Raw genomic sequence first — 21,484 nt, 5'->3', positions numbered from 1 at the left:
GCGCGCAGCGTACAGCCGTCACCATGGGCTGGAAGGTCTACCCCGTCGAGCCGGTATCCCTGGCGGAGGCGCAGCAGCGAGGCAAGGGCGATCCATGCTCCCGATGCGGCCGATGATCGCACCGCCGCGCCAGATTGATCGGGCGCCCGCCCTCACATGGGGGCGGCACTTTTGCTGTCAGCGTTCCCAGGGCCGTCTGCCGGCGGCGGGCTGGGGCTTGCTGCCACGCGAGGCTCGCCGGTAGCAGAATCTGGTGGCGAGCCCAAGGAGCGCGATGAAGAGGACTTGCAAGACGCCGTCCAGGATTCCAGTGCTGATGCTGTAGCTGTTGTGGGCACCGGACGCGCCAGCGCTCTTCAAAGATTGGAGGCCGTTTCCGACGGCTGCGAGCGTGGCTACGCCGAATACCAGGGTGAGGAGTGCCCAGACGAATTTCATGTTGCCCCCAAGGCGTTGCGAGGCCGCCAACGTAGCGACAGGAGGGATGCGGCGGGCGGGACTTGGTGCTATCCGTCGAGGCATCTGGGCTCGCTGTCCGGCTGCAGTGCGAGCAGCGAAGAACGACTGATCCCGCAGGACCAAACACTTTCGGCCGTGATCTATCCGGCTGGCTGGTTTGTGGTGCATGGTGTGCGCGGGTTCCTCCTCCCCAGGTGGTTCCCGTAGGGCCCTGCCGATCACCTGGCGGCAGGGCCCGCCGCTCCTCCCGGCTCCCCACGGGAGGCTCCGCGGCTGCCCTCGACCAGCCCGAGAGCGCTTTCCCGGGCTGGCAGAAGTCGCACGCCCGAAAGAACTTCGGATCCCCAGCGAGCGCCTGCCGCGCCTCGTCCGCGGTGATCGCCCGTGTCTCCCGCTCGGTCTGCCGGCAGTGGGCGGTGTGGATGGCGGCGCCGAGCGGGTCCCCGGCCTGCAGCCGCTGCTCGACCAGGTACCCGGTCGGGCGTGCGGGCTCGAGGGCTGGCCGCTCGGGCGCGGGCGCCGGCCGCGCCTGGGGTGCCGGCCGGTCGGTGGCGGCGAGGGCCTGGCGCACGGCGTCCCGCTGCAGCCGCAGGTACGTGCCGACGGTCTCCGTCTCCGCGAGCTCGCGGTCGAGGTGCGTCAGGCTCGTTAACCGCCTTCGCAGGCGTAGCTACCCGTGGAGTGGCTGCCGACACGAGCGCCCCCCCCAGTCGACGGGCTGGGGGCGCATCCCTTTGTGGGGGCGTTTTGGGAGACAGGTGGGAGACGGGGGCGCAGCAGCAACCCCGAGCAACACACAAGCAACCCAGCGATACATGGGCGCCACTAGGCATCCACCAGCGGAAACGCTGCGATTTGGCAGGTCCATGCATTGGCCGCAGGTGTCTGGGGCGACGCGGGGGATCGTCTCAGACGGACGGTGCGGCACGCCGGTCGACGGCCCGTTCCCCGCTCGTTCCCGTCCGCTGCTGTCGCCGACCCGCCGGTCCCTTCCTACAGTGGGCTCGGGTACCGAGCCGAGGAGGCGGGTGGTCATGGAGCAGGACCAGCAGATCCTGAACAGGATCACGGAGATGGTCGAGGACGAACGCAGGCTCAGGGAAGAGCTCGCCTCGGGCCGGATCGACACGTCCACCGAGCAGCAGCGGCTGGGCCGGCTCGAGCAGGAACTCGACCGGTGCTGGGACCTGTTGCGCCAGCGCCGGGCCAAGGCCGAGTACGGCGGGAACCCCGACGACGCGGAGGTGCGGCCCTCCTCCCAGGTCGAGGGCTACCAGGGCTGAAGCCGCCCGGACCGCCGCGCGGTCCGCCGGACTCAGCGCACCAGGTCCAGCACCGGCAGCAGCGCGTCCGGCCGGTGCGCGACCGGCAGGTGGTCCACGAAGTGCACGCGGCAGCCGAGGGCCGCCGCGCCGCCGTCGGCCGCCCTGCTGTCGCCGACCATCACGACCTGCCGGGGATCGGCCCCCAGCGCCTCGCAGGCCACCGAGAACAGCCGCGGATCCGGCTTCTGCACCCCGTGCTCGTACGACAGCACGTACGCGTCGACGTACGGGTCGAGCCCGTGCTCGCGGAAGACCGGGCGGAGGTCCCAGCCGATGTTGCTGACCACGCCCACGCCGACGCCGCGCTCCCGCAGCGTGCGCAGCACCGTCCCGGCGTCCGGGTAGGGGGACCAGGCGGCGGGGGACATGTGCCGCTCGTACAGGGCGTCGTGCAGGCCGGGGTCGGGGAGTGCGACCCGCCGGGACAGCCCCGTGTAGGCGGCCCGGTGCAGTTCCGCGCTCTCGTCCCGGACCGCCCACAGGCCGGCCAGGTCCGCCGGCAGCTCCACCGGCACCGCCCCGCCCGGCAGCGCGCCGGCCGCCTCCAGGGCCCGTGCGGCTTCGGCCAGTTCCGGGCCGGACAGGGTGGCTCCGCGCTCGTCCAGCGCCGCCCGCAGCCAGGACTCGGTGGACTCGACCCGGAAGAGCGTCCCTGAGAAGTCGAACAGCACGGCGGCCATGTGCCGGACTCTATCCGGACCAGCGCCCGGGCCCCGGGCGCCGGCCGGGGATATCCGCGCGGCCGGCCCGCGGCCACTCGTGGCCCACCACGGCGAGTGCCGCGATCAGCGCCCCCAGCAGCCAGCCGCCCAGCACGTCCGAGGGCCAGTGCACCCCGAGCCACACCCGGGTCAGCCCCACGCCCCCGACCGAGACCAGTGCCGCCGCGACGGCCGTCCACCACAGGACGCGACCCGCGCCGCGGCGGTGCAGCAGCCACAGCAGCAGGCCGCAGACCACGGTGGCCGTCATGGCGTGACCGGACGGGAAGGCCGCGTAGTGGGCCGAGTCCACCGGGTCCGGCCAGACCGGGCGCGGCCGGTCGACGGCGGCCTTCACCGACTGCTGGACGAGCGTCGCCGCCGCCACGCCGGCCGCCAGCCACACCGCCGACCACCAGGCCGCGCGCCGCCACACCAGCCACACCGCCGCGGCGGCGGCGACCAGACGCATGGTCAGCGGATCCCACACCCAGTCCGTGAGCACCCGGAAGGCGTGGGTGACGCCGGGATCGCCGACCGCCCAGCGATGGGTGGTCCGGGAGACGTCCCCGTCCACGGTGAGCAGCGGGTGCCAGCCGACGACGACGAGGACGAGCAGCAGCACGGCACAGGCACCGAGGACGGCGGCCAGGAGGGCAGCGCCGCGCGGGGCACGGGGACGGGACGGGGAGACTACGGGCCGTTGGCGCATCCCGCGATCTTCGCCGACCGGACGCCCGCGGGGCCAGCGTGGAGGCCGAGTCCGGCGGTGCCGGGCCGCGCTGCGGGCGCCGTTCGCGGCTGTACCCGCAGGTCCGGCGTCGCCTCAGCCCAGCGCGCGCAGCCCCGGGACCAGGGCCACCAGCACCGGGATCACCGGTACCAGGGCGGCGGCCGCCGTCAGGCGCAGGCGGCGCAGCGCGGGCAGGCGGTCGGGCGGGGCCAGGAGGCGGTGGACGCGTTGCGGCACATGCGCCTGCGGCGTGGGGGAGCGACCGAACACCCCGCGCTCCTCGTTGAGTTCGACGAGCGCCAGCGCAGTGGTCAGCCGGCCGACCCGCCGGGAGGCCACGTCGTCGGCGGCCAGCTCGACCAGCCGGTGCATCTCGTCACGGAACCCGGCGAACACCGGGACCTGCGGGAAGCCGCCGGCCAGCGCGGCCGAGCAGTGCAGCAGCCAGTCGTGCCGGGCCTGTGCGTGCCCCTCCTCGTGAGCGACGAGCGCGTCGAGCCGACGCCCCTTCAGCCGGCGCAACGCGGCCGTCGTGACGACCAGCCGAGGCGCCGTCCCGGGCAGCCACCAGGCGTCGGGGCGCTCGCCCTCCAGCACCACCAGCCGGCCGGCCGCCCGCTCCTCGCCCGGCAACAGCGGTGCGCGCAGCAGGAGTTCGGCCCGCCGGTCGCGACGGCGCGCCCGGGCCCGTACGACCTCGCGCACCAGCATCGCCAGACTCCACAGGCCGGCCGAGGCGAGGATCACGGCGGTGGGCGCCGCCCAGGGTCCGGCCGCGCCGAGGGCGTAAGCGTCCACGACCGCGCGCGGGGCCGAGGCGAAGACGTGCCCGCGCACCGCCTGCCAGGCCGCCGCCGCGCTGAGCGTCATCGACAGGGCGCAGCACAGCAGTACGGCCGCCACGACGCACTGCCACACCCAGAGGGCGAGGACCGGTTCGCGGTCCGGCCAGTCGGCCCTGGCGAGCAGCCTCGGGGCCACGACGGCGGTCAGGGCGCCGAGCAGCAGCAGGGTCACGGGGACCATCATGGTCAGCACCCTATGAGCGCGGAGCCGTGCGGGGGTACGGTCCACGGCGCCGAGTGACGCAGGCAACGCGCCCGTCGGCGAGGGGTGCCGTCACATGGGCAGCAGCATCGCGACCATCCCGATGCCCATGGACAGCCGGCAGGCCCGGGCGAGTTCCGGACGGTCGCCCCAGCGTGCGGCCACGACGCCGGTCCCGGCCGCGGTGCCGCCGGCCGGCACCAGCCGGGCGCCCGAGAGCAGCACGTAGGCGGCGAAGTACAGCAGGAGACCGCCGGTCAGCAGAGGCACGCCCGCGCCGCCGTGCGCGTGGTGCGCGGTGGCCGGCGCCGCGGCCATCGTCACCGCCATGTAGACCATGGCCCCCGCGCCCACCAGGTGGTGCAGATGGTGGGGGCTCCTGCGCGCGGCCCACAGGGCGCGCAGGGCCGCCGCGGCGAACACCGCCGCGTACACCGGCCACGCCCACACCGGGGGGGTGAACGCAGCCGCCGGTACGGCCATCATGGCCATGCCGAAGCCCATCAGCGCCTCACCGCCCGCGGCGCGGCGCTGCTCCTCGACTCCGCTGCGCATGCGCAGCAGGCAGTAGGCCCCGGTGGCCGTGCACAGGGCGACCAGCAACCAGGCCGCCGACACCGGTCCGTGCACGCGCGCCTCCCCCGCTCGACATCCGGTCCAGTGATGCGATGCCCACGGGGCGCGGAGCGCACGCGAGCGCAAGGGTGTACACGGGGGGCATTCGCCGGAGCACGACTGGTGAGCGTGGAGGGAGAAGGTAATTATTTACGAGTAAAACACATGCTAAATTGTCTGTATGAGCAGTGCGACCACCCCACGCCGTCTTCCCCTGGCCGGAGTCCTGCGGCTGGGCAGGCCCTCCGACATCTGGTTCAAGCCCGCGCTGAGCGTGGTCGCCGCGGTCGCCCCGCCCAACCTGATCCTGCTGGCCCTCGGCCGCCTCGACCTGGCCATGTACACGATGGCCGGATCGCTGTGCGCCCTCTACGGCCACAACCGCCCCTACGCCGCCCGCGCCCGCATCCTGGCCGGGGTCGTGCTCGGCATGGTCGGCGGCCTCGCCCTGTCCCTGCTCGCGGCGTCGCTCACCTCCGACGCCGTCGTCCTCGTCACGGTCGGCGCGCTCATGGCCGCCGCGCAGAAGACCGCGTGCGACGCCACCCGTCTCGGCCCGCCCGGCAGCGTGGTCCTCACCTTCATCAGCTCCGCCTCCCTGTTCGTGCCGCAGACCCTCGGCCAGCTGCCCGGACACATCGGACTGGCCCTGGCCGCGGGTGCCTGGGCGTGGCTGGTCGGCATGGCGCCCGGACTGCTGCGCCCGCACGGCCCCGAGCGCCGCGCCACCGCGACCGCCCTGAACGCGGCCGCCGCGTACGCCGACACCCGCGGCACCTCCGACGGCCACGCCCGGGCCCGCGCCGCGAGCGCCGCCGCCATCCACGCCGCCTGGCAGTCGCTGCTCGCCGCCGGCGCCCGACCCGACCACACCCGGCGCGCCCTCGAACAGCTCCTCGTCCGCGCCGAGGTCGCCCTCGCCGCCCCCGCCGACGCCGACCCCGCGCGACTGCGTGCCTGGGCCCGCGGTCTGCGCGGCACCGGACGGATCCCGCGCACCGCCGCCCCGCGCGACGCCGCCGACGAACTCCTCGGCGTGGCAGCCGAACTCGCCCACCCGCGGCGCCCGGCGTGGCAGCGCCTCGCGCCCTTCGCCCCGATCGCCGCACGTACCGCGGTCGGCTGCGCACTGGCCGGCTACGCCTCCCTCGCGCTGGGCGTCGGCCGCCCCTACTGGGCGCTGGTCACCGCGGCCTCCCTCTACCAGGCCAACGTCACCCTCACCTGGAACCGGGGCATCCAGCGCGTCGTCGGCAACCTCGTCGGGGTCCTCTTCTTCGCCGCCCTCGCCCCGCTCGCCCACCTCCACCCGGCCGCGCTGGTCGTGTGCTGCCTCGCCCTCAACTTCGGCGCGGAGGCGCTGATCGGCCGCAACTACTGGCTCGGCACCGTCTGCGTCACCCCGATGGCCCTGCTCATCACGGAGTTCGCCCGCGCCCAGCACCCGGGACAGCTGATCACCGAGCGGGTCGCCGACACCCTCGTCGGCGCGCTGGTCGGCTTCGCCGCGGCCGTGGCCGTCACCAACCGCCGGGCGGGCGACCGCCTGGAACAGGCCCTGACCGCGGCGGATCGCGCCCGCGAGAACGCCGCCCGCCTGCTCGCCGAGCCGCACCCGGCACCGCGCGCCCTGGGGTCCGCCCGCCGCACCCTGGCCGCCGCCCTGGTCGACCTGCGCGCCACGGCCGACGCGGCCGCCGGCGAGTGGTGGCAACGCGCTCTGCCCGAGGACCGCGTCGTGCTCACCGAGCAGTCCGGACACCGTACGCTCGCCGCGACAGTACGGGCCCAGGGCCTCGCACCGCAGGACCACGACCCCGGCAGGACGACGGAGGACACACGGCCATGACGGCGACGAACGGCGAACCGGCGGCCGGGGCCGACGCGACGAACGACGGGCGGGCGCCGCGCCGGGGCGCGGCGGGCGCCGCCGGGAACGACACGGTCGCCGCCGTCGTCCGGCAGTGGCGGACCGTGCACCCCGGACTGGACACCGGGCCCATGGAGGTCATCGGGCGGATCAACCGCTGTGCCGCCCTGCTCCAGCAGGCCGAGGACGCTCCGCTGCGCCGGGCCGGTCTCAGCCGCCCCGAGTTCGACCTGCTCGGCGCGCTGCGGCGCACGGGCCACGAACTGACCCCCGGGGACGTCGCCCGGGAGACCTTCTCGTCCGGGGCGGCCGTCACCAAGCGGCTCAAACAGCTGACCGAGCGCGGGCTGGTCGAGCGGCGCGTGGACACCCGCGACCGCCGCGTCGCCCACGTACGGCTCACCGACGCCGGCCGCGACCTGGTGGACGGCATCCTGCCCGAGCAGCTCGCCTACGAGACGGCCGTACTCTCCACGCTCGCCCCCGAGGGCCAGGGCGAACTGGCCGGGCTCCTCGCCGAGCTGCTGAGCCGCCTGGAGGGCCTTTCGGGAGCACCGCGCGCGTAGGCGGCTCCCGGCGGCCCGGGAACCGCCCGGCCGCTCACCCCTCGTCGGGTGCCCGGTACACCCCGAACGCCGCGCCCTGCGGGTCCCGCAGCACCGCGATGCGCCGGCCGTTCGGCATCGACGCCGGAGCCACGGTCACGGCACCGTCCGCGCGTGCCGTGACGTCCGCCGCCGCGTCCACGTCGTCCACCGCGAAGTACGGCAGCCAGTGCGCCGGCACCTCGGGCGGGAACCGGTCGCCCATGTCCAGCATGCCGCCGAAGTCCTCCCCGTCGACGCCCCACTGCGTGTACGCCTGCGAGGCGTTGACGCTCCAGTCGAACACCGAGGTGTAGAAGTCGCGGGCCCGCTCGGTCTCCCGCGTCGCCAGCTCCACCCAGCCGAGCGTGCCGGGCGCGTTGAACAGCCCGGCGCCCGGGAAGGACCGCGCCTGCCACAGCTGGAAGGCCGCGCCCGTCGGGTCGACGGCCACCGCGAACCGGCCCACGTCGAACACGTCCATGGGGCCGAGGACCACCGTGCCGCCGGCCTCCTCCACGCGCCGCCCCGCCGTGTCCGCGTCGGTCACGGCGAACGACACGTTCCATGCCACGGGCTGGGACTCCTGGTACAGGGGGCTGAGGGCGGCCACCGCCGCGTCCCCCAGGTGCGCCACCGTGTACCCGCCCGCCTCCTGACGCGGGTCGGTCTCCGGCCGCCACCCGAACAGCTCGGCGTAGAACCGCTTGGCCCCCTCCAGGTCGCTCGTCCCCAGCTCGGTCCAGCAGGGGCCGCCGGGCACCGGCTTGTCGATCTTCATGACGGTTCCTTCCGGCCGGGCGGGTCCGCGGCGGGGGAGCGGCCGAGCGCCCCGGCCGCTCGGAGAACGGCCTGCTCCCGCGCGGGCCGCGACCCGCGAAGGAGCCCTCGTTCCGCACGCTAGACCCCGCTTGCGACGGAGGCCATCCGGGACCGGCCCGGGACGTGCCGGGTGCCGCCGGCCCGGGCCAGGGCCTGTCGTTCGGATCATGCCGACGTCGCGACAAGACACCGTGAGCCAGGCCGGCCCGATCCGGACGACAGGCCTAGATCCCGGGCCGGTGGCGCAGCGGATGGTCCGCCGGGATCTGCACCAACACGATCCGGGTGCCGTCCGGGTCGGCGATCCACATCTCGATCAGGCCCCACGGCTCCTTCACCGGTGGCCGCACGATGTCGACGCCCTTCGCCCGCAGCTCGTCGTGGGCGCTCCCGACGTCCTCGACCTGCATCCAGAGTGCGACGGCGGGCGAGGGCGGGGTCTCGGAACGGCCGGAGACCTCGAGGAAGCCGCCGCCCAGGAAGTAGACGGTCCCGCGCTCGGGCCCCGTACCGAACTCCCGGTAGACGGACAGCCCCAGTTGCCCGCCGTAGAAGACGCGGGATCGCTCGGGGTCGGTGGGCCGCAGAAGTGTCCGGCCACTGAGTACATGCACCATGCATGCGGAGCCTAGTGGCAGGGTTACCCTCATCCCTGGCTCAGCACGCCCGAGATCGGAGACCGCCCATGGACACCCCCGCCGCCGGACTCACCTTCCGCGACGCCACCGACGCCGACGTCGACGCGCTGGTCGCGCTGATCGAGTCCGCGTACCGCGGGGACGCCAGCCGGGCCGGCTGGACCACCGAGGCGGACATCCTCAAGGGGCAGCGGACCGACCCCGAGGGGGTGCTGGCGGTCATCAAGTCGCCCGACAGCCGGCTGCTGACCGTCGAGCAGGACGACCGGGTCGTCGCCTGCTGCCAGCTCGAACACCGCGGCGACCACGCGTACTTCGGTATGTTCGCGGTCAGCCCCACCCTCCAGGGCGCGGGGCTCGGGAAGATCGTCATGGCCGAGGCCGAACGCTGGTCCCGGGCGACCTGGGGCGTCACCGAGATGCACATGACGGTGATCTCCGTGCGCGAGGACCTGATCGCCTGGTACGAGCGCCGCGGCTACCGCCGTACGGGACGGATGTCCCCGTTCCCGTACGGCGACGAGCGCTTCGGCATCCCGCAGCGCGACGACCTGCGGTTCGAGCTGCTGGTCAAGGCGCTGGTGTGACGTCCACGCGGGGGACCGGGCGCCGGGTCACGCCGTGAAGCGGCCCGTGCGCTTGATCTCCGGATAGTCGGTCGTCGCGCCGTCCAGCTCCAGCGCGCGCACGAGCCGCAGGTGCTCCTGGGTGTTGACCACCCAGCCGATGATCCTCAGCCCGGACTTGCGCGCGTGCTCGACGACCTCCAGGGTCAGCCGGCGGATGTTGAGGCAGACGGCCCCGGCGCCCACGGCGACGGCGCGGTCCACCACGTCGGGGCCGTACCGGCTGGCGACCAGCGCGGTGCGCACGCCCGGCACCAGCCGGGCGATCTCGGCGACCGCGTCGTCGTGGAACGACGACACCTCCACCCGCCCGACCAGGTCGCGCCGGTGCATCACCTCGGCCAGTGCCCGCGCCGCGGCCACGTCCTTGATCTCGGCCTGCAGGGGCGCGCTCACCGCGTCCAGCACTTCCTCGAACACCGGCACCCGCTCCCCCCGGCCCGCGTCCAGCGCGCGCAGCTCCGCGAGGGTCTTCTCGGCGATCGGCCCGGTGCCGTCGGTCGTGCGGTCCACCTCAGCGTCGTGCATGACGACCAGGGCGCCGTCCTTGCTCAGATGCAGATCCAGTTCGATGAGATCGAGGCCGGCGTGCTGCGCGGCGACGAAGGAACGAAGGGTGTTCTCGGGCTCGACACCCATGACCCCGCGGTGACCGATGGTAAGGAAGTTCAAGGTTCGACTCGCTTCCGTCGACGGCGGCTCGGCACGCGCGGAAGGGGCGGACGCCGTCGTCCGCGCGGGCAAGGCCGCAGCCTAGTCGCCGGGACCCGTGATGAACCCGCACGCGCGAGGGCGATCGGGGCGCGTCGCGGGCGCCGACTGGCCGGTACTGGCTTCCGCCTCACCCGGGGGTGGGCGAGTCCGCCATCCCCTTGACCGTCCGGTTCGACCCGTTCACACCGGTTCTGTCTGACATGTGAATACGGCGAAAGTGAGTGTGGTCACGGTTTACGGCAGGAAAAACATCGGTGACCGACGGGTTGGGCAGAATAATTTCCCGAGCAGCCTCTTGCTGAGAGAAACGGGGTATGCATACGGTGTCCATACGCGAGGTTCTCCCGTGGAGGATGGGACATGACGGAAATTCTTGTGCAGTCGGGTGTGGAGGGACAGCTTTCTCCGCTGACCAGGGTCGTTGAGCATCCGGCCTGGCCCGTGCTCAAGGATGCCGTGGAGCAGATCCGGCCATGGCAGTCGAAGGACGGATCGATCGACTTCGAGGCCGAGGGCGCCCCGCAGCGCGCCGACGCCGTGGCGGCCGTCGAGCGTGTCGCCGACGCGGTCGAGCAGCTCTCCCCGCTGGTACCGCACGACGCGGCGTACCACGAGGCGCTGGTGAAGGATCTGCGGCGCTGGGCCGAGGGCGGCTTCGAGGTGCCGGACTTCCTGGACTCCCTGCTGGCCTTCCAGCCCGCCGCGGACCGCCGGGACGGCCTGCAGCACCTGGTCGTCTTCCCGATGTACACGCAGAACGGCAATCTCGACCGCAACCTGGAGGCGGTCGTGCTGCGCATGGTCTGGCCCGAGTGGCTGGCCGAGCTGGAGCGCACGCGTTACGACAACCCGCTGTTCTGCGGCATCACGTTCGAGGACTTCACCGCGGGCTACGACACCAACTCCGCGGTCCTCTTCCCGGAGACCATCGCCGTGCGCGAGGCGCCGGAACGATTCTCCTGGGGTGGCATCTTCTGCGACCGCGAGGCCGCGCGCTTCCGCCGCGTGACCGACGCCGCCGTCGACATCCTGGGCCTCACGCTGCCCGAGGACATCGCCGCGATGGTGCACGACCAGAAGCGCTGCGAAGAGGCCTTCGTGCTCTGGGACATGGTCCACGACCGCACCCACAGCCACGGCGACCTGCCGTTCGACCCGTTCATGATCAAGCAGCGCCAGCCGTTCTGGATGTACGGCCTGGAGGAGCTGCGCTGCGACCTCACCGCCTTCAAGGAGGCCGTGAAGCTCGAGGCCGACGGCGTCCCGCAGGCCCGTGACGTGCAGTACGCCGTGCTCTTCGACCGCATGTTCCGCTTCCCGGTCACCGGCGACCGCAACCGCAACTACGACGGCCTGGGCGGTCAGCTGCTCTTCGCCTACCTGCACAAGCACGACGTCGTCCGCTGGACCGACAACAAGCTCTCCATCGACTGGGAGCGCGCCCCGCAGGTCACCAACCAGCTGTGCGCCGACATCGAGAAGCTCTACAAGGACGGCATCGACCGCCCGAAGCTCGTGCACTGGTTCGCCGGCTACGAGCTCGTCTCCACCTACCTCGCGCCGCACCCCGGCTCCAAGTGGGCCAAGGGCCCCGAGGCCCTGGACCTGGACCAGCCGCCGCGCAAGCTCGTGGACGACGTGCTTCCGGACGAGTTTCCGCTGAGCATGTTCTATGAGGCCCTGTCCAAGAAGCTCAAGAACGTGATCGCCTCCACCAAGGGCATCACGGCGGACGGCGCCGAGCGGCTCGCCGCGTGAGCGACCGCGTCAAGAACACTGCTGCTTCAGAGGGGAACACCATGGGGAACGGGGCGAACGGGGCACTGAGCGGTGCGGTCATCGCGGTCGCCGGAGCGGGCGGCCCCGCCGGGCGCGCGACCCTGCTGCGGCTGGCCGAGGCCGGGGCGACCGTCGTGGGCGCGGACAACGACCCGCAGCGGTTGTCGGAGGCCGTGGACGCGGCCCGGTACGCCTCCGGTGGCGCCACCGTCACCGGCGACACGGTCGACCTGCTCGACCTGCAGTCCACCCGGGACTGGGCCGCGCACGTCGAGAAGGACTTCGGGCGGGTCGACGGTCTCGTCCACCTGGTCGGCGGCTGGCGCGGCAGCGAGACCTTCACGAAGACCAGCCTCGACGACTGGGACTTCCTGGAGCTCCTGCTGGTCAAGACCGTCCAGCACACCTCGCTCGCCTTCCACGAGGCGCTGCAGCGCAGCGACCGCGGCCGCTACGTCCTGATCAGCGCGGCCGGCGCCTCGAAGCCCACCGCGGGCAACGCCGCCTACTCCGCCGCCAAGGCCGCCGCCGAGGCGTGGACGCTCGCCATGGCCGACTTCTTCCGCAAGGCGGGGGGCGCCGAGGAGCTGACGTCGGCGGCTACGATCCTGGTGGTGAAGGCGCTGGTGCACGACGCCATGCGCGCCGAACGCCCCAACGCGAAGTTCGCGGGCTTCACGGACGTCACCGACCTCGCCGAGGCCATCGAGGGCGTCTGGAGCAAGTCCGCCGCCGAAGTGAACGGAAACCGTCTGTGGCTGACCGAGAAGCCGTGAACCCTCCCAGGACCGACGCGCGTCGCCATCACGACCCGGAGGTCCGCGGTTTCGCCAGTGACAACTACGCCGGGGCGCATCCGGAGGTGATGGTCGCCCTGGCGCTGGCGAACGGCGGCCATCAGGTCGCGTACGGCGAGGACGACTACACCGAGAACCTCCAGCGGATCGTCCGCGGCCACTTCGGGGCCACCGCGGAGGCCTTCCCGGTCTTCAACGGCACCGGCGCGAACGTCGTCGCGCTCCAGGCGGTCACCGACCGCTGGGGCGCGGTGATCTGCGCCGAGAGCGCGCACATCAACGTGGACGAGGGCGGCGCCCCCGAGCGCATGGGCGGCCTGAAGCTGCTCACCGTGCCCACGCCCGACGGCAAGCTCACGCCCGAGCTGATCGACCGGCAGGCCTGGGGCTGGGAGGACGAGCACCGGGCCATGCCCCAGGTCGTCTCGATCACCCAGAGCACCGAGCTGGGCACCCTGTACACCCCGGAGGAGATCCGGGCGATCTGCGAGCACGCCCACGCGCACGGCATGAAGGTGCACCTGGACGGCTCCCGGATAGCCAACGCCGCCGCTTCGCTGGACGTGCCCATGCGGACGTTCACCAACGCGGTCGGCGTGGACATCCTCTCGCTGGGCGGGACGAAGAACGGCGCGCTGTTCGGCGAGGCCGTGGTCGTCATCAACCAGGACGCGGTGCGGCAGATGAAGCACCTGCGCAAGATGTCGATGCAGCTCGCCTCCAAGATGCGGTTCGTGTCGGTGCAGTTGGAGGCGCTGCTCGCCAAGGACCTGTGGCTGCGCAACGCCCGGCACGCCAACGAGATGGCCCAGCGGCTCGCCGAGGGCGTCCGCGCGGTGCACGGCGTGGAGATCCTCTACCCGGTGCAGGCCAACGGCGTCTTCGCGAAGCTCCCGCACGACGTGAGCGAGCGGCTGCAGAAGCGGTTCCGCTTCTACTTCTGGGACGAGAACGCCGGCGTGGTGCGCTGGATGTGCTCCTTCGACACCTCGGAGGAGGACGTCGACACGTTCGTGGCGGCGCTCAAGGAGGAGATGGCGCGCTAGTCACGCGCGGACAGCCTCACTGATTGCATAGATATGCGGTCACCTGAAAAGTCATTGACGATCGGGTGGCCGCATTCCTATGCTCCGCCGCTATGGAGCTGATCCAGAACACTGCGGACCTGTCCGCCTACTTGGCCGCCGACGAGGCCATCGACCACCACCACCCGGTGGTACGGGAGACGGCCGCCCGACTCGCCGCATCCGCCGCCGACTCGTATGACTATGCGCGGGCGGCCTATGAGTTCGTCCGGGACTCCGTACCGCACTCCCAGGACTCCGGTGATCTCCGCGTCACCTGGCGCGCCTCGGACGTGCTCGGACTGCGGACCGGCATCTGCTACGCGAAGGCCCACGCGCTGGCGGCCCTGCTGCGGGCCGAGGACATCCCGACGGCACTGTGCTACCAGCGCCTGAGCGACGGGGAGGGCGGCCACGTGATGCACGGCCTGGTCGCCGTCCGCTTCCACGGCGCCTGGCACCGGCAGGACCCGCGGGGCAACAAGCCGGGCGTGGACGCGCGGTTCTCCCTGAACGGCGAACGGCTGGCCTGGATCCCCGACCCGGAGGCCGGCGAGGCCGACTGTCCGGGGCTGTACGCGGCACCGCATCCGGCCGTGCTCGGCGCGCTCAGGGCCGCTCCCGACCGGCCGTACCTCTGGAGGACGCTGCCGGACGCCCTGTGAGGGCGGCGGACGGCCGCGCGGCGGCGTGGACGGCGAGCCGGACGGGGGGAGGGGGAAGCACGGCCGTCAGGGGACGGCCGCGGTGAAGAGAAGGGTGCGACGAGGTCAGTGCGCCTCGGCGGCGCGCAGCTGCTCCACGGTCGGCGCGGCGCCACCGAGGTGCGCGGGCAGCCACCAGGTGTCCTCCGGGCCCTTCGGGCGGCCGGGGTAGGCGCGCTGCGCGGCCTCCAGCAGCTCCTGGCAGCGCTCGCGCAGCCGGCGGGTGATCGCGCCGGCGTACTGGTCGCGGGGCGCCTCGACCGGCTCGCCCACCCGGACGGTGACGGGCAGGTGGTCACGCTTGAAGTTGCGGGGGTGGCCCTTGGTCCACAGCCGCTGGGTGCCCCACACCGCCATCGGGATCAGCGGGACGCCCGCCTCCTGGGCGAGGCGGGCCGCGCCGGACTTGAAGCTCTTCAGCGTGAACGACTGCGAGATCGTGGCCTCCGGGAACACCCCGATGATCTCGCCGGAGCGCAGCGAGTCCAGCGCGTGCGTGTAGGCCGCCTCGCCCTGGTTGCGGTCCACCGGGATGTGCTTCATGCCGCGCATCAGAGGGCCGGACACCTTGTGGCGGAAGACGGCCTCCTTCGCCATGAAGCGCACCAGGCGCTTCTGCGGGAGGGCCGCCAGACCGTTGAAGACGAAGTCCAGGTAGCTGATGTGATTGCTCACCAGGACGGCGCCGCCCGTGCGCGGGATGTTCTCCGACCCCTGGCAGTCGATCTTCAGGTCCCAGACCTTGAACAACGTCTTCGCGAAACCGATGACGGGACGGTAGACCAGCTCTGCCATGGGCGGGGTGGACCCTTTCTGCTCTGCTCGGGAAAGGGAGGGCTCCCGGCGGGAAAGTTACGCAGCCGTAGGTTTACGGCGTCTCGCAGATCGTGCCCGAAGAACGGACGGGTAGCCAGTCCTGGTGCCCCGCGTCGGCGAGATCCTCGTCACGTCGGCCGTGTTCCGCCGAACGCCCGTCACTCCACGCGTACCGTGGCCCTCTTGAGGAGCAGGAACATCTCGCATCCCAGGCAGTATCCGAAGGCCGCGTTCAGGAACGCGGCTGCGAGCGCGGCCCCGGTCGCGGCCAGTCCGAGCCACTGCGGCCCCAGGGCGAAGCCGACGAGACCCAGCCCGGCGAACACCAGTCCCACCGTCTGCGCGAAGCGCGGCGGTTCCGGCGCCTCGAACTCCGTGGGCGGTCCGAGCCGTGGACGTACGGCCGTCCGGAACACCCGGCCGTACGGCGACCGGGTGACACCTCCGGCCGCCCCGAGCGCGAACGCCAGGGTCTGCCAGCCCAGGATCCAGACGCTCTGTGTGACGAGCGCCGCCGCCAGCACGACCGTCGTCACGGCCGCCCCGAAGCGCGGCCCCCTCACATCGATGTCCATGAATCAAGCATTCCGCAACGGCACGTCTCGCGGGAGGCGGGAATCTTTGCAGTCTCGTGAAGGGTTGTACGGATGATGACCGAACTGGTGGTGTGCGTGGCGGTGCTCCTGGCGGCGACCGCCTTCGGAGTGCTGCACGGGCGGCGGAGCGGGAGGGTGCGGGTGCGCGGGCGGGACGACGGCAAGCGGCTGGGAGCGGCCGAGCTGGGCGGCGAACTGGGGGAGCGGGCCACGCTCGTCCAGTTCTCCAGCGCCTTCTGCGCGCCCTGCCGGGCGACCCGGCGCATTCTCGGCGAGGTCGCCGGCATGGTCCCGGGCGTCACCCACCTCGAGATCGACGCCGAGGACCGGCTGGCCCTCGTACGCGAACTGGAGATCCTGAAGACGCCCACCGTCCTGGTCCTGGACGCCGAGGGCCGGGTGGTGCGACGCGCCACCGGACAGCCCCGCAAGGCCGACGTCATCGCGGCCCTCGGCGAGGCCGTGTGAGCGCGTGAGACGTCTCCCAGATCGCGGAACGAACTTGACTGTGCATGCCACCCGTCGTCAGCCTGGGCCTGTGCCGACCGAACTCCTTCTCTACGGGCGGGTCCACGTCGACCTGGCCCGCACCGCCAGCGCGCGCTGTCCGGGCTGTTGAGCAGCCACGGACCCAGCCACCCCGCGCAGAAGGACAATTCCATGACGGCCTCGCCCGACCTCGGCACCTTCCAGCTCGCCTCGCCCGACCTGCTCCGCTCCACCTTCCGCCGGCACGCCGCCGGTGTCGCCGTGATCACCGCGAGCGGCGCGTCCGGCCCGGTCGGCTTCACCGCCACCTCGCTCACCTCCGTCTCCGCGGAGCCGCCGCTGGTCTCCTTCGGCATCGGCACGGGCGCCTCCAGCTGGCCCGCGGTGGCCGCGACCGAGCACGTCGGCATCCACATACTCGGTGAGCACCAGAGCGAACTGGCGGCCACCTTCGCCCGCAGCGGCGCCGACCGCTTCGGCGCCCCCACCGCCTGGCGGGAGGGCCCCGAGGGCGTGCCGGTGCTGGACGACGTGCTCGCCTGGCTGGTGTGCCGGATCGTCGCCCGGGTCCCGGCCGGTGATCACCGGATCGTGCTCGCCGAGGTGCTCGGAGGCGACCCCTCGGGCGCCGGACGCCCCCTCCTCTACCACCACGGCCGCTTCAACGGCCTGCGGGATTGATCACGCCCGGCTCTTCTGCGAAGACGTCGGATTCCGGTTACGCTGCGTTGCGAAGGTCACAGTTCAAAGCGCTTGCTTAGCGGGCATGAACTGGGTGTACTGACGAGTAATATTTCGGTCGGAGCGTGCGGACGCCCCGACCGGGATCGGCCGCTTGAGGCGCCTATGCTGCCTCCAAGAGGCAGCCCGGAAATGTCGAAGTAGTAGGAGAGCCGGCGTGAGCTTGAGGATCGTTGTCACTGTGAAGTACGTGCCCGACGCCACTGGCGACCGGCACTTCGCCGATGACCTGACCGTCGACCGCGACGACGTCGACGGTCTGCTCTCCGAGCTGGACGAGTACGCGGTCGAGCAGGCCCTGCAGATCGCGGAGAACGCGGACGACGCCGAGGTCACCGTCCTGACGGTCGGTCCCGAGGACGCCAAGGACGCGCTTCGCAAGGCTCTCTCCATGGGTGCCGACAAGGCCATCCACGTCGAGGACGACGACCTGCACGGCACCGACGCCATCGGTACCTCGCTGGTGCTGGCCAAGGCCATCGAGAAGGCCGGCTTCGACCTGGTCGTCTCCGGCATGGCCTCCACCGACGGCACCATGGGCATCGTGCCCGCGCTGGTCGCCGAGCGCCTGGGCGTCCCGCAGGTCTCCCTGCTCTCCGAGGTCTCCGTCGAGGACGGCACGGTCAAGGGCCGCCGGGACGGCGACGCCGCCTCCGAGCAGCTCGAGGCGCAGCTCCCGGCCGTCGTCTCCGTGACGGACCAGTCGGGCGAGGCGCGCTACCCGTCCTTCAAGGGCATCATGGCGGCCAAGAAGAAGCCGGTCGAGTCCTGGGACCTGTCCGACCTGGACATCGAGGCCGAGGAGGTCGGTCTCGACGGCGCGTACACCAAGGTCGAGGCCGCGAACGAGCGTCCGGCCCGCACGGCCGGCACCATCGTCAAGGACGAGGGCGAGGGCGGCAAGCAGCTCGCCGAGTTCCTCGCGGGCCAGAAGTTCATCTGAGTCCGCGCCCGCCGACCGCCCCTCAACTTCGTTTCGCAGGAGAGCAATCCCATGGCTGAAGTCCTCGTCTACGTCGACCACGTGGACGGCGCCGTCCGCAAGCCCACGCTGGAGCTGCTGACCCTGGCCCGCCGCCTCGGCGAGCCCGTCGCCGTCGCCCTCGGCAACGGCGCCGCCGACACCGCCGCCACGCTCGCCGAGCACGGCGCGGTGAAGGTCCTCACCCACGACGCGTCCGAGTACGCCGACTACCTGGTCGTGCCGAAGGTGGACGCCCTCCAGGCCGCCCACGAGGCCGTCTCCCCGGCCGCCGTGCTGGTCCCGTCCTCCGCCGAGGGCAAGGAGATCGCCGCCCGCCTGGCGCTGCGCATCGGCTCCGGCATCATCACCGACGCCATCGACATCGAGGCCGGCGACGAGGGCCCGGTGGCCACCCAGTCGGTGTTCGCCGCGTCCTTCTCCACCAAGTCCCGTGTCATCAAGGGCACCCCGGTCATCACGGTCAAGCCGAACAGCGCCGCCGTCGAGGCCGCCCCGGCCGCGGGCAGCGTCGAGGCCCTGTCCGTGTCCTTCTCCGCCCAGGCCACCGGCACGAAGGTCACCGGCCGCACGCCGCGTGAGTCGACGGGCCGCCCGGAGCTGACCGAGGCCGCGATCGTGGTCTCCGGTGGCCGTGGCGTCAACGGCGCCGAGAACTTCTCGATCATCGAGGCGCTCGCCGACTCCCTCGGCGCGGCCGTCGGTGCCTCGCGTGCCGCGGTGGACGCCGGCTGGTACCCGCACACCAACCAGGTCGGCCAGACCGGCAAGTCGGTCTCGCCGCAGCTGTACATCGCCAACGGCATCTCCGGCGCGATCCAGCACCGTGCCGGTATGCAGACCTCCAAGACGATCGTGGCCGTCAACAAGGACGCCGAGGCCCCGATCTTCGAGCTGGTCGACTTCGGCGTGGTCGGCGACCTCTTCGACGTCGTCCCGCAGCTGACCGACGAGATCAAGACCCGCAAGGGCTGAGACCTCCCAGGGCTCGTCCGAGGCCCCGGTGACCGACCCGGTCACCGGGGCCTCGGTGCATCCTGGAGGCGGGCGGGCGCGGGCGACCAAGGTCCGGACGGGGTGTTGACCAGGGAGAACCACCCGGATAACTTCATTCTACGGATTGTTGATTCCGTAGAGCGGAAAATTGGAGGGTGTGGGATGGGTCAGCAGGAGAAGGTGGCGACGAGCCTCGCGGGTGCCGTCAGCGAGGAGATCAGCGCCTCCCTCGCACCGGTCGACGCGGAGCTGGAGCGCCGCTACCCCGGGGACCCCGGCACCCGGCAGCCCGTCCACACCGTCTACGTCCCCGGTGACGCCTTCGCCGCCGACACCCTCCGCTCCTGGGGCGACCGCGCCCTCGCGGCCCTCGACGAACACGCCCCCGACGCCGCCTCCTTCGCGGCCGTCCTGGGGCTCGCCGACGACCTCGCCGAGCCCGTGTACTCCCGCGTCCGCGCCAAGCTGGAGCGCGAGCCGGTGGAAGACCTGCGCGTCGACTTCGAGGACGGCTACGGCCCCCGCCCCGACGCCGAGGAGGACGAGGCGGCGGCCCGCGCGGCCCGCCTGATCGCCGAGGCGTACGAGAAGGGCACCGCGGCGCCGTACATGGGCATCCGCATGAAGTGCATGGAAGCCGCCGTACGCGACCGGGGCATCCGCACCCTGGACGTCTTCCTCACCGGCCTGATGGAGGCCGGCGGCCTGCCCGAGGGCCTGGTCCTCACGCTGCCCAAGGTCACCTACCCGGAACAGGTCGACGCCTTCGCCCGCCTCCTGGAGGCCTTCGAGAAGACGCACGGCCTGGACGCCGGCCGCCTCGGCTTCGAGATCCAGATCGAGACCAGCCAGTCCATCCTCGCCACCGACGGCACCGCGGCCGTCGCCCGCATGATCCAGGCCGCCGGCGGCCGTGCCACCGGCCTGCACTACGGCACCTTCGACTACAGCGCCTGCCTGGGCGTCTCCGCCGCCTACCAGGCCAGCGACCACCCGGCCGCCGACCACGCCAAGGCGGTCATGCAGGTCGCGGCGGCGGGCACCGGCGTCCGCGTGTCCGACGGCTCGACGAACGTCCTGCCCGTGGGCCCGACCGCGAAGGTGCACGACGCCTGGCGCCTGCACTACGGCCTCACCCGCCGCGCCCTCGCCCGCGCCTACTACCAGGGCTGGGACATGCACCCGGGCCACATCCCCACCCGCTACGCGGCCGTCTTCGCCTTCTACCGCGAAGGCTTCGAGCAGGCGGCGGCCCGCCTCGCCCGCTACGCCAACCGGGCCGGCGGGGACGTCATGGACGAGCCCGCCACCGCCAAGGCCCTCAGCGGCTACCTGCTGCGCGGGCTGGACTGCGGCGCCCTCGACATCGCCGAGGTCGCCCGCCTCACCGGTCTGACCCGCGCCGACCTGGAGGGCTTCGCCGCACCCCGGCGCGGTGACCTGACGGCCTCAGGGAAGTAACCGGACCGCTCGCGTTCCCGGCCCCGCCGCCCCCCAGGGGTGCGCCCCCGCCAGCCGGGCACGCAGTCGACCGTCCCCCGCCCGCACGGTCACCGACCGGCGGGACGGGGCGACGGCGACGGGACGGTCAGGGCAGGGGAGCCGAGGGCCATTCACCCGCGCCGGGGCTCCCCGGCGGCCGGCCGTGGGCGTACGGCTCCAGTCCCGACTCCGTCACCCAGCCCTGCTCGGCGAACAGCCGCGTGCCCCGCGCGCACAGCCCGGCGTCCCCGTGCGCCCGGGCACTGAACTCCTCCGGGGTCGCCCCGAACAGCGCGCGCAACGGCGCGGAGCGCCCGAGCAGTTCGGTGAGCAGCGCGCGCTGGCCGGGATGCCGGCGCGGTGACCGGTCGCCGTCGTGCAGCACCCCGTGCCGGTTGACGTAGGAGTACACCCCGGGCAGCACCTGCCCGTGGGCGACCTCGACCCGTACGCCCGACGCGGGCAGCCAGGCCCGCCAGAAGTTCCCCCGGGTCAGCGGCACGCCCTCGCTGGCGTCGATCACGTCGAGCTGCCGGCGGTCGAGCCAGATGACGAACAACTCGCGTACGGCGCCCGGCGACGCGACCGGGGAGGCGGAGACGTACCCCATGCGGCTCACATGCGCGGAGACGCCCACCTCGACGCCCGTCACCCGGGACCGGACCATCGGAACGGGGGAGTCGATCCCGAACTCCGCCATCTTGTGCCGCAGTTGGGCGGGGGAGGCGTTGGAGCCCACGGCGAGGACCGGCGCCCGGTCCTCGTACACCGGGCGTTCCAGCGGCAGCATCCGGTCGCCGTGCAGCACGCCGGAGTCGGCGGGCCAGGCGCCGGGGTACGTCAGCGGATGCTCCCGGGGCACCTCGGCGAGGCCGAGTTCCCGGAGCGTACGGCCGGACATGAG

At 72.6% G+C, this 21,484-nt stretch carries 24 protein-coding genes; 13 read left to right on the top strand and 11 right to left on the bottom strand.

The genetic code is table 11. The features are described 5' to 3' along the window. Positions 1-37: 37 nt before the first annotated feature. Positions 38-1,030 carry a DUF6233 domain-containing protein gene (locus N8I86_RS39260; RefSeq protein ID WP_404830788.1) on the bottom strand — a complete coding sequence of 331 codons (993 nt, stop codon included), beginning with the start codon at positions 1,028-1,030 and terminating at the stop codon, positions 38-40. Between the two features lie 463 nt (positions 1,031-1,493). On the opposite strand from N8I86_RS39260, the gene N8I86_RS06105 reads away from it, so the two are divergent. After that, positions 1,494-1,742, top strand: a complete 249-nt coding sequence (locus N8I86_RS06105) for a DUF2630 family protein (RefSeq protein ID WP_123438735.1) — start codon at positions 1,494-1,496, stop codon at positions 1,740-1,742. 32 nt (positions 1,743-1,774) lie between these two features. Here the strand turns inward: N8I86_RS06105 and N8I86_RS06100 are convergent, their stop codons facing one another. From N8I86_RS06100 to N8I86_RS06085, 4 genes are all read right to left on the bottom strand, one after another. Beyond that, positions 1,775-2,464 carry an HAD family hydrolase gene (locus N8I86_RS06100; RefSeq protein WP_263277303.1) on the bottom strand — a complete coding sequence of 230 codons (690 nt, stop codon included), beginning with the start codon at positions 2,462-2,464 and terminating at the stop codon, positions 1,775-1,777. A 10-nt stretch (positions 2,465-2,474) separates the two neighbouring features. Beyond that, the gene (locus N8I86_RS06095; RefSeq protein ID WP_263277302.1) at positions 2,475-3,197 is read right to left on the bottom strand and encodes a phosphatase PAP2 family protein; all 723 of its coding nucleotides are present in this window, start codon (positions 3,195-3,197) and stop codon (positions 2,475-2,477) included. Positions 3,198-3,311: 114 nt separating this feature from the next. Continuing rightward, entirely contained in the window at positions 3,312-4,247 is a 936-nt protein-coding gene (locus tag N8I86_RS06090; protein ID WP_263277301.1) for a M56 family metallopeptidase, read from the bottom strand. 90 nt (positions 4,248-4,337) lie between these two features. Then, positions 4,338-4,895 carry a DUF5134 domain-containing protein gene (locus N8I86_RS06085; RefSeq protein WP_263277300.1) on the bottom strand — a complete coding sequence of 186 codons (558 nt, stop codon included), beginning with the start codon at positions 4,893-4,895 and terminating at the stop codon, positions 4,338-4,340. 166 nt (positions 4,896-5,061) lie between these two features. Between N8I86_RS06085 and N8I86_RS06080 the strand changes: the two genes are divergently transcribed. Together N8I86_RS06080 and N8I86_RS06075 are read left to right on the top strand one after the other, a co-directional pair. Beyond that, positions 5,062-6,729 (top strand): FUSC family protein, encoded by a 1,668-nt coding sequence (locus N8I86_RS06080; RefSeq protein WP_263277299.1) that lies wholly within the window; start codon positions 5,062-5,064, stop codon positions 6,727-6,729. Further along, entirely contained in the window at positions 6,726-7,316 is a 591-nt protein-coding gene (locus N8I86_RS06075) for a MarR family winged helix-turn-helix transcriptional regulator (RefSeq protein WP_073894841.1), read from the top strand. The genes N8I86_RS06080 and N8I86_RS06075 overlap by 4 nt, the downstream gene beginning before the upstream one ends. A 34-nt stretch (positions 7,317-7,350) precedes the next feature. On the opposite strand, the gene N8I86_RS06070 is transcribed toward N8I86_RS06075, so the two are convergent. Together N8I86_RS06070 and N8I86_RS06065 are read right to left on the bottom strand one after the other, a co-directional pair. Next, positions 7,351-8,115, bottom strand: a complete 765-nt coding sequence (locus N8I86_RS06070; protein ID WP_073894839.1) for a VOC family protein — start codon at positions 8,113-8,115, stop codon at positions 7,351-7,353. A 265-nt stretch (positions 8,116-8,380) separates the two neighbouring features. Then, a complete protein-coding gene (locus tag N8I86_RS06065) occupies positions 8,381-8,773 on the bottom strand; it encodes a VOC family protein (protein ID WP_073894838.1) in 393 nt (130 codons plus the stop codon). Between the two features lie 68 nt (positions 8,774-8,841). On the opposite strand from N8I86_RS06065, the gene N8I86_RS06060 reads away from it, so the two are divergent. Continuing rightward, positions 8,842-9,381, top strand: coding sequence for a GNAT family N-acetyltransferase (locus tag N8I86_RS06060; RefSeq protein WP_073894836.1), 540 nt, complete (start codon positions 8,842-8,844; stop codon positions 9,379-9,381). A gap of 27 nt (positions 9,382-9,408) precedes the next feature. On the opposite strand, the gene N8I86_RS06055 is transcribed toward N8I86_RS06060, so the two are convergent. After that, on the bottom strand, positions 9,409-10,092 hold the full coding sequence (locus tag N8I86_RS06055; RefSeq protein ID WP_073894835.1) for a glycerophosphodiester phosphodiesterase: 684 nt from the start codon (positions 10,090-10,092) through the stop codon (positions 9,409-9,411). A gap of 402 nt (positions 10,093-10,494) precedes the next feature. On the opposite strand from N8I86_RS06055, the gene N8I86_RS06050 reads away from it, so the two are divergent. From N8I86_RS06050 to N8I86_RS06035, 4 genes are all read left to right on the top strand, one after another. Then, the gene (locus tag N8I86_RS06050) at positions 10,495-11,892 is read left to right on the top strand and encodes a DUF6421 family protein (RefSeq protein ID WP_073894833.1); all 1,398 of its coding nucleotides are present in this window, start codon (positions 10,495-10,497) and stop codon (positions 11,890-11,892) included. Between the two features lie 41 nt (positions 11,893-11,933). Next, complete coding sequence (locus N8I86_RS06045; protein WP_073894831.1) at positions 11,934-12,689, top strand: SDR family NAD(P)-dependent oxidoreductase; 756 nt, start codon at positions 11,934-11,936, stop codon at positions 12,687-12,689. Then, the gene (locus tag N8I86_RS06040) at positions 12,686-13,756 is read left to right on the top strand and encodes a threonine aldolase family protein (protein ID WP_073894829.1); all 1,071 of its coding nucleotides are present in this window, start codon (positions 12,686-12,688) and stop codon (positions 13,754-13,756) included. Before N8I86_RS06045 ends, N8I86_RS06040 begins: the two co-directional genes overlap by 4 nt. A 92-nt stretch (positions 13,757-13,848) precedes the next feature. Next, positions 13,849-14,439: a transglutaminase domain-containing protein gene (locus tag N8I86_RS06035; RefSeq protein ID WP_263277298.1), complete on the top strand. Its 591-nt coding sequence runs from the start codon at positions 13,849-13,851 to the stop codon at positions 14,437-14,439. 105 nt (positions 14,440-14,544) lie between these two features. Here N8I86_RS06035 and N8I86_RS06030 read toward each other — a convergent pair whose 3' ends face one another. Both N8I86_RS06030 and N8I86_RS06025 read right to left on the bottom strand, forming a co-directional pair. After that, positions 14,545-15,273 carry a lysophospholipid acyltransferase family protein gene (locus N8I86_RS06030; protein WP_073894826.1) on the bottom strand — a complete coding sequence of 243 codons (729 nt, stop codon included), beginning with the start codon at positions 15,271-15,273 and terminating at the stop codon, positions 14,545-14,547. A gap of 179 nt (positions 15,274-15,452) precedes the next feature. Beyond that, positions 15,453-15,869, bottom strand: a complete 417-nt coding sequence (locus N8I86_RS06025) for a DUF4395 domain-containing protein (RefSeq protein WP_263277297.1) — start codon at positions 15,867-15,869, stop codon at positions 15,453-15,455. Positions 15,870-15,944: 75 nt separating this feature from the next. On the opposite strand from N8I86_RS06025, the gene N8I86_RS06020 reads away from it, so the two are divergent. The 5 genes from N8I86_RS06020 to N8I86_RS06000 all read left to right on the top strand — a co-directional run bounded on the left by N8I86_RS06020 (position 15,945) and on the right by N8I86_RS06000 (position 20,559). Continuing rightward, the gene (locus tag N8I86_RS06020) at positions 15,945-16,358 is read left to right on the top strand and encodes a TlpA family protein disulfide reductase (protein ID WP_263280073.1); all 414 of its coding nucleotides are present in this window, start codon (positions 15,945-15,947) and stop codon (positions 16,356-16,358) included. 192 nt (positions 16,359-16,550) lie between these two features. Beyond that, entirely contained in the window at positions 16,551-17,060 is a 510-nt protein-coding gene (locus N8I86_RS06015) for a flavin reductase family protein (protein ID WP_123438746.1), read from the top strand. A gap of 217 nt (positions 17,061-17,277) precedes the next feature. After that, entirely contained in the window at positions 17,278-18,063 is a 786-nt protein-coding gene (locus N8I86_RS06010; protein ID WP_073894819.1) for an electron transfer flavoprotein subunit beta/FixA family protein, read from the top strand. Positions 18,064-18,114: 51 nt separating this feature from the next. Beyond that, positions 18,115-19,077, top strand: a complete 963-nt coding sequence (locus tag N8I86_RS06005; RefSeq protein ID WP_073894817.1) for an electron transfer flavoprotein subunit alpha/FixB family protein — start codon at positions 18,115-18,117, stop codon at positions 19,075-19,077. 183 nt (positions 19,078-19,260) lie between these two features. Continuing rightward, positions 19,261-20,559 (top strand): DUF6986 family protein, encoded by a 1,299-nt coding sequence (locus N8I86_RS06000; RefSeq protein ID WP_073894816.1) that lies wholly within the window; start codon positions 19,261-19,263, stop codon positions 20,557-20,559. Positions 20,560-20,686: 127 nt separating this feature from the next. Here N8I86_RS06000 and N8I86_RS05995 read toward each other — a convergent pair whose 3' ends face one another. Then, the gene (locus N8I86_RS05995; RefSeq protein ID WP_073894814.1) at positions 20,687-21,481 is read right to left on the bottom strand and encodes a hypothetical protein; all 795 of its coding nucleotides are present in this window, start codon (positions 21,479-21,481) and stop codon (positions 20,687-20,689) included. Positions 21,482-21,484: the final 3 nt, after the last annotated feature.

It is taken from the genome of Streptomyces albidicamelliae (genome assembly GCF_025642175.1).
Lineage (GTDB): Bacteria > Actinomycetota > Actinomycetes > Streptomycetales > Streptomycetaceae > Streptomyces > Streptomyces albidocamelliae.
The sequence above is the reverse complement of the archived record's forward strand: the minus strand, read 5'-3'. Positions and strand labels throughout refer to the sequence as shown.

What these genes read in the sequence shown, in the direction of transcription:
- N8I86_RS06005 (WP_073894817.1), top strand. Translation starts at nt 18,115, where the DNA reads ATGGCTGAAGTCCTCGTCTACGTCGACCACGTGGACGGCGCCGTCCGC.
- N8I86_RS06020 (WP_263280073.1), top strand. Translation starts at nt 15,945, where the DNA reads ATGACCGAACTGGTGGTGTGCGTGGCGGTGCTCCTGGCGGCGACCGCC.
- N8I86_RS06060 (WP_073894836.1), top strand. Translation starts at nt 8,842, where the DNA reads ATGGACACCCCCGCCGCCGGACTCACCTTCCGCGACGCCACCGACGCC.
- N8I86_RS06025 (WP_263277297.1), bottom strand. Translation starts at nt 15,869, where the DNA reads ATGGACATCGATGTGAGGGGGCCGCGCTTCGGGGCGGCCGTGACGACG.
- N8I86_RS06065 (WP_073894838.1), bottom strand. Translation starts at nt 8,773, where the DNA reads ATGGTGCATGTACTCAGTGGCCGGACACTTCTGCGGCCCACCGACCCC.
- N8I86_RS06095 (WP_263277302.1), bottom strand. Translation starts at nt 3,197, where the DNA reads ATGCGCCAACGGCCCGTAGTCTCCCCGTCCCGTCCCCGTGCCCCGCGC.
- N8I86_RS06100 (WP_263277303.1), bottom strand. Translation starts at nt 2,464, where the DNA reads ATGGCCGCCGTGCTGTTCGACTTCTCAGGGACGCTCTTCCGGGTCGAG.
- N8I86_RS06045 (WP_073894831.1), top strand. Translation starts at nt 11,934, where the DNA reads ATGGGGAACGGGGCGAACGGGGCACTGAGCGGTGCGGTCATCGCGGTC.
- N8I86_RS05995 (WP_073894814.1), bottom strand. Translation starts at nt 21,481, where the DNA reads ATGTCCGGCCGTACGCTCCGGGAACTCGGCCTCGCCGAGGTGCCCCGG.
- N8I86_RS06105 (WP_123438735.1), top strand. Translation starts at nt 1,494, where the DNA reads ATGGAGCAGGACCAGCAGATCCTGAACAGGATCACGGAGATGGTCGAG.
- N8I86_RS06050 (WP_073894833.1), top strand. Translation starts at nt 10,495, where the DNA reads ATGACGGAAATTCTTGTGCAGTCGGGTGTGGAGGGACAGCTTTCTCCG.
- N8I86_RS06075 (WP_073894841.1), top strand. Translation starts at nt 6,726, where the DNA reads ATGACGGCGACGAACGGCGAACCGGCGGCCGGGGCCGACGCGACGAAC.
- N8I86_RS06080 (WP_263277299.1), top strand. Translation starts at nt 5,062, where the DNA reads ATGAGCAGTGCGACCACCCCACGCCGTCTTCCCCTGGCCGGAGTCCTG.
- N8I86_RS06030 (WP_073894826.1), bottom strand. Translation starts at nt 15,273, where the DNA reads ATGGCAGAGCTGGTCTACCGTCCCGTCATCGGTTTCGCGAAGACGTTG.
- N8I86_RS06015 (WP_123438746.1), top strand. Translation starts at nt 16,551, where the DNA reads ATGACGGCCTCGCCCGACCTCGGCACCTTCCAGCTCGCCTCGCCCGAC.
- N8I86_RS06035 (WP_263277298.1), top strand. Translation starts at nt 13,849, where the DNA reads ATGGAGCTGATCCAGAACACTGCGGACCTGTCCGCCTACTTGGCCGCC.
- N8I86_RS06070 (WP_073894839.1), bottom strand. Translation starts at nt 8,115, where the DNA reads ATGAAGATCGACAAGCCGGTGCCCGGCGGCCCCTGCTGGACCGAGCTG.
- N8I86_RS06090 (WP_263277301.1), bottom strand. Translation starts at nt 4,247, where the DNA reads ATGATGGTCCCCGTGACCCTGCTGCTGCTCGGCGCCCTGACCGCCGTC.
- N8I86_RS06000 (WP_073894816.1), top strand. Translation starts at nt 19,261, where the DNA reads ATGGGTCAGCAGGAGAAGGTGGCGACGAGCCTCGCGGGTGCCGTCAGC.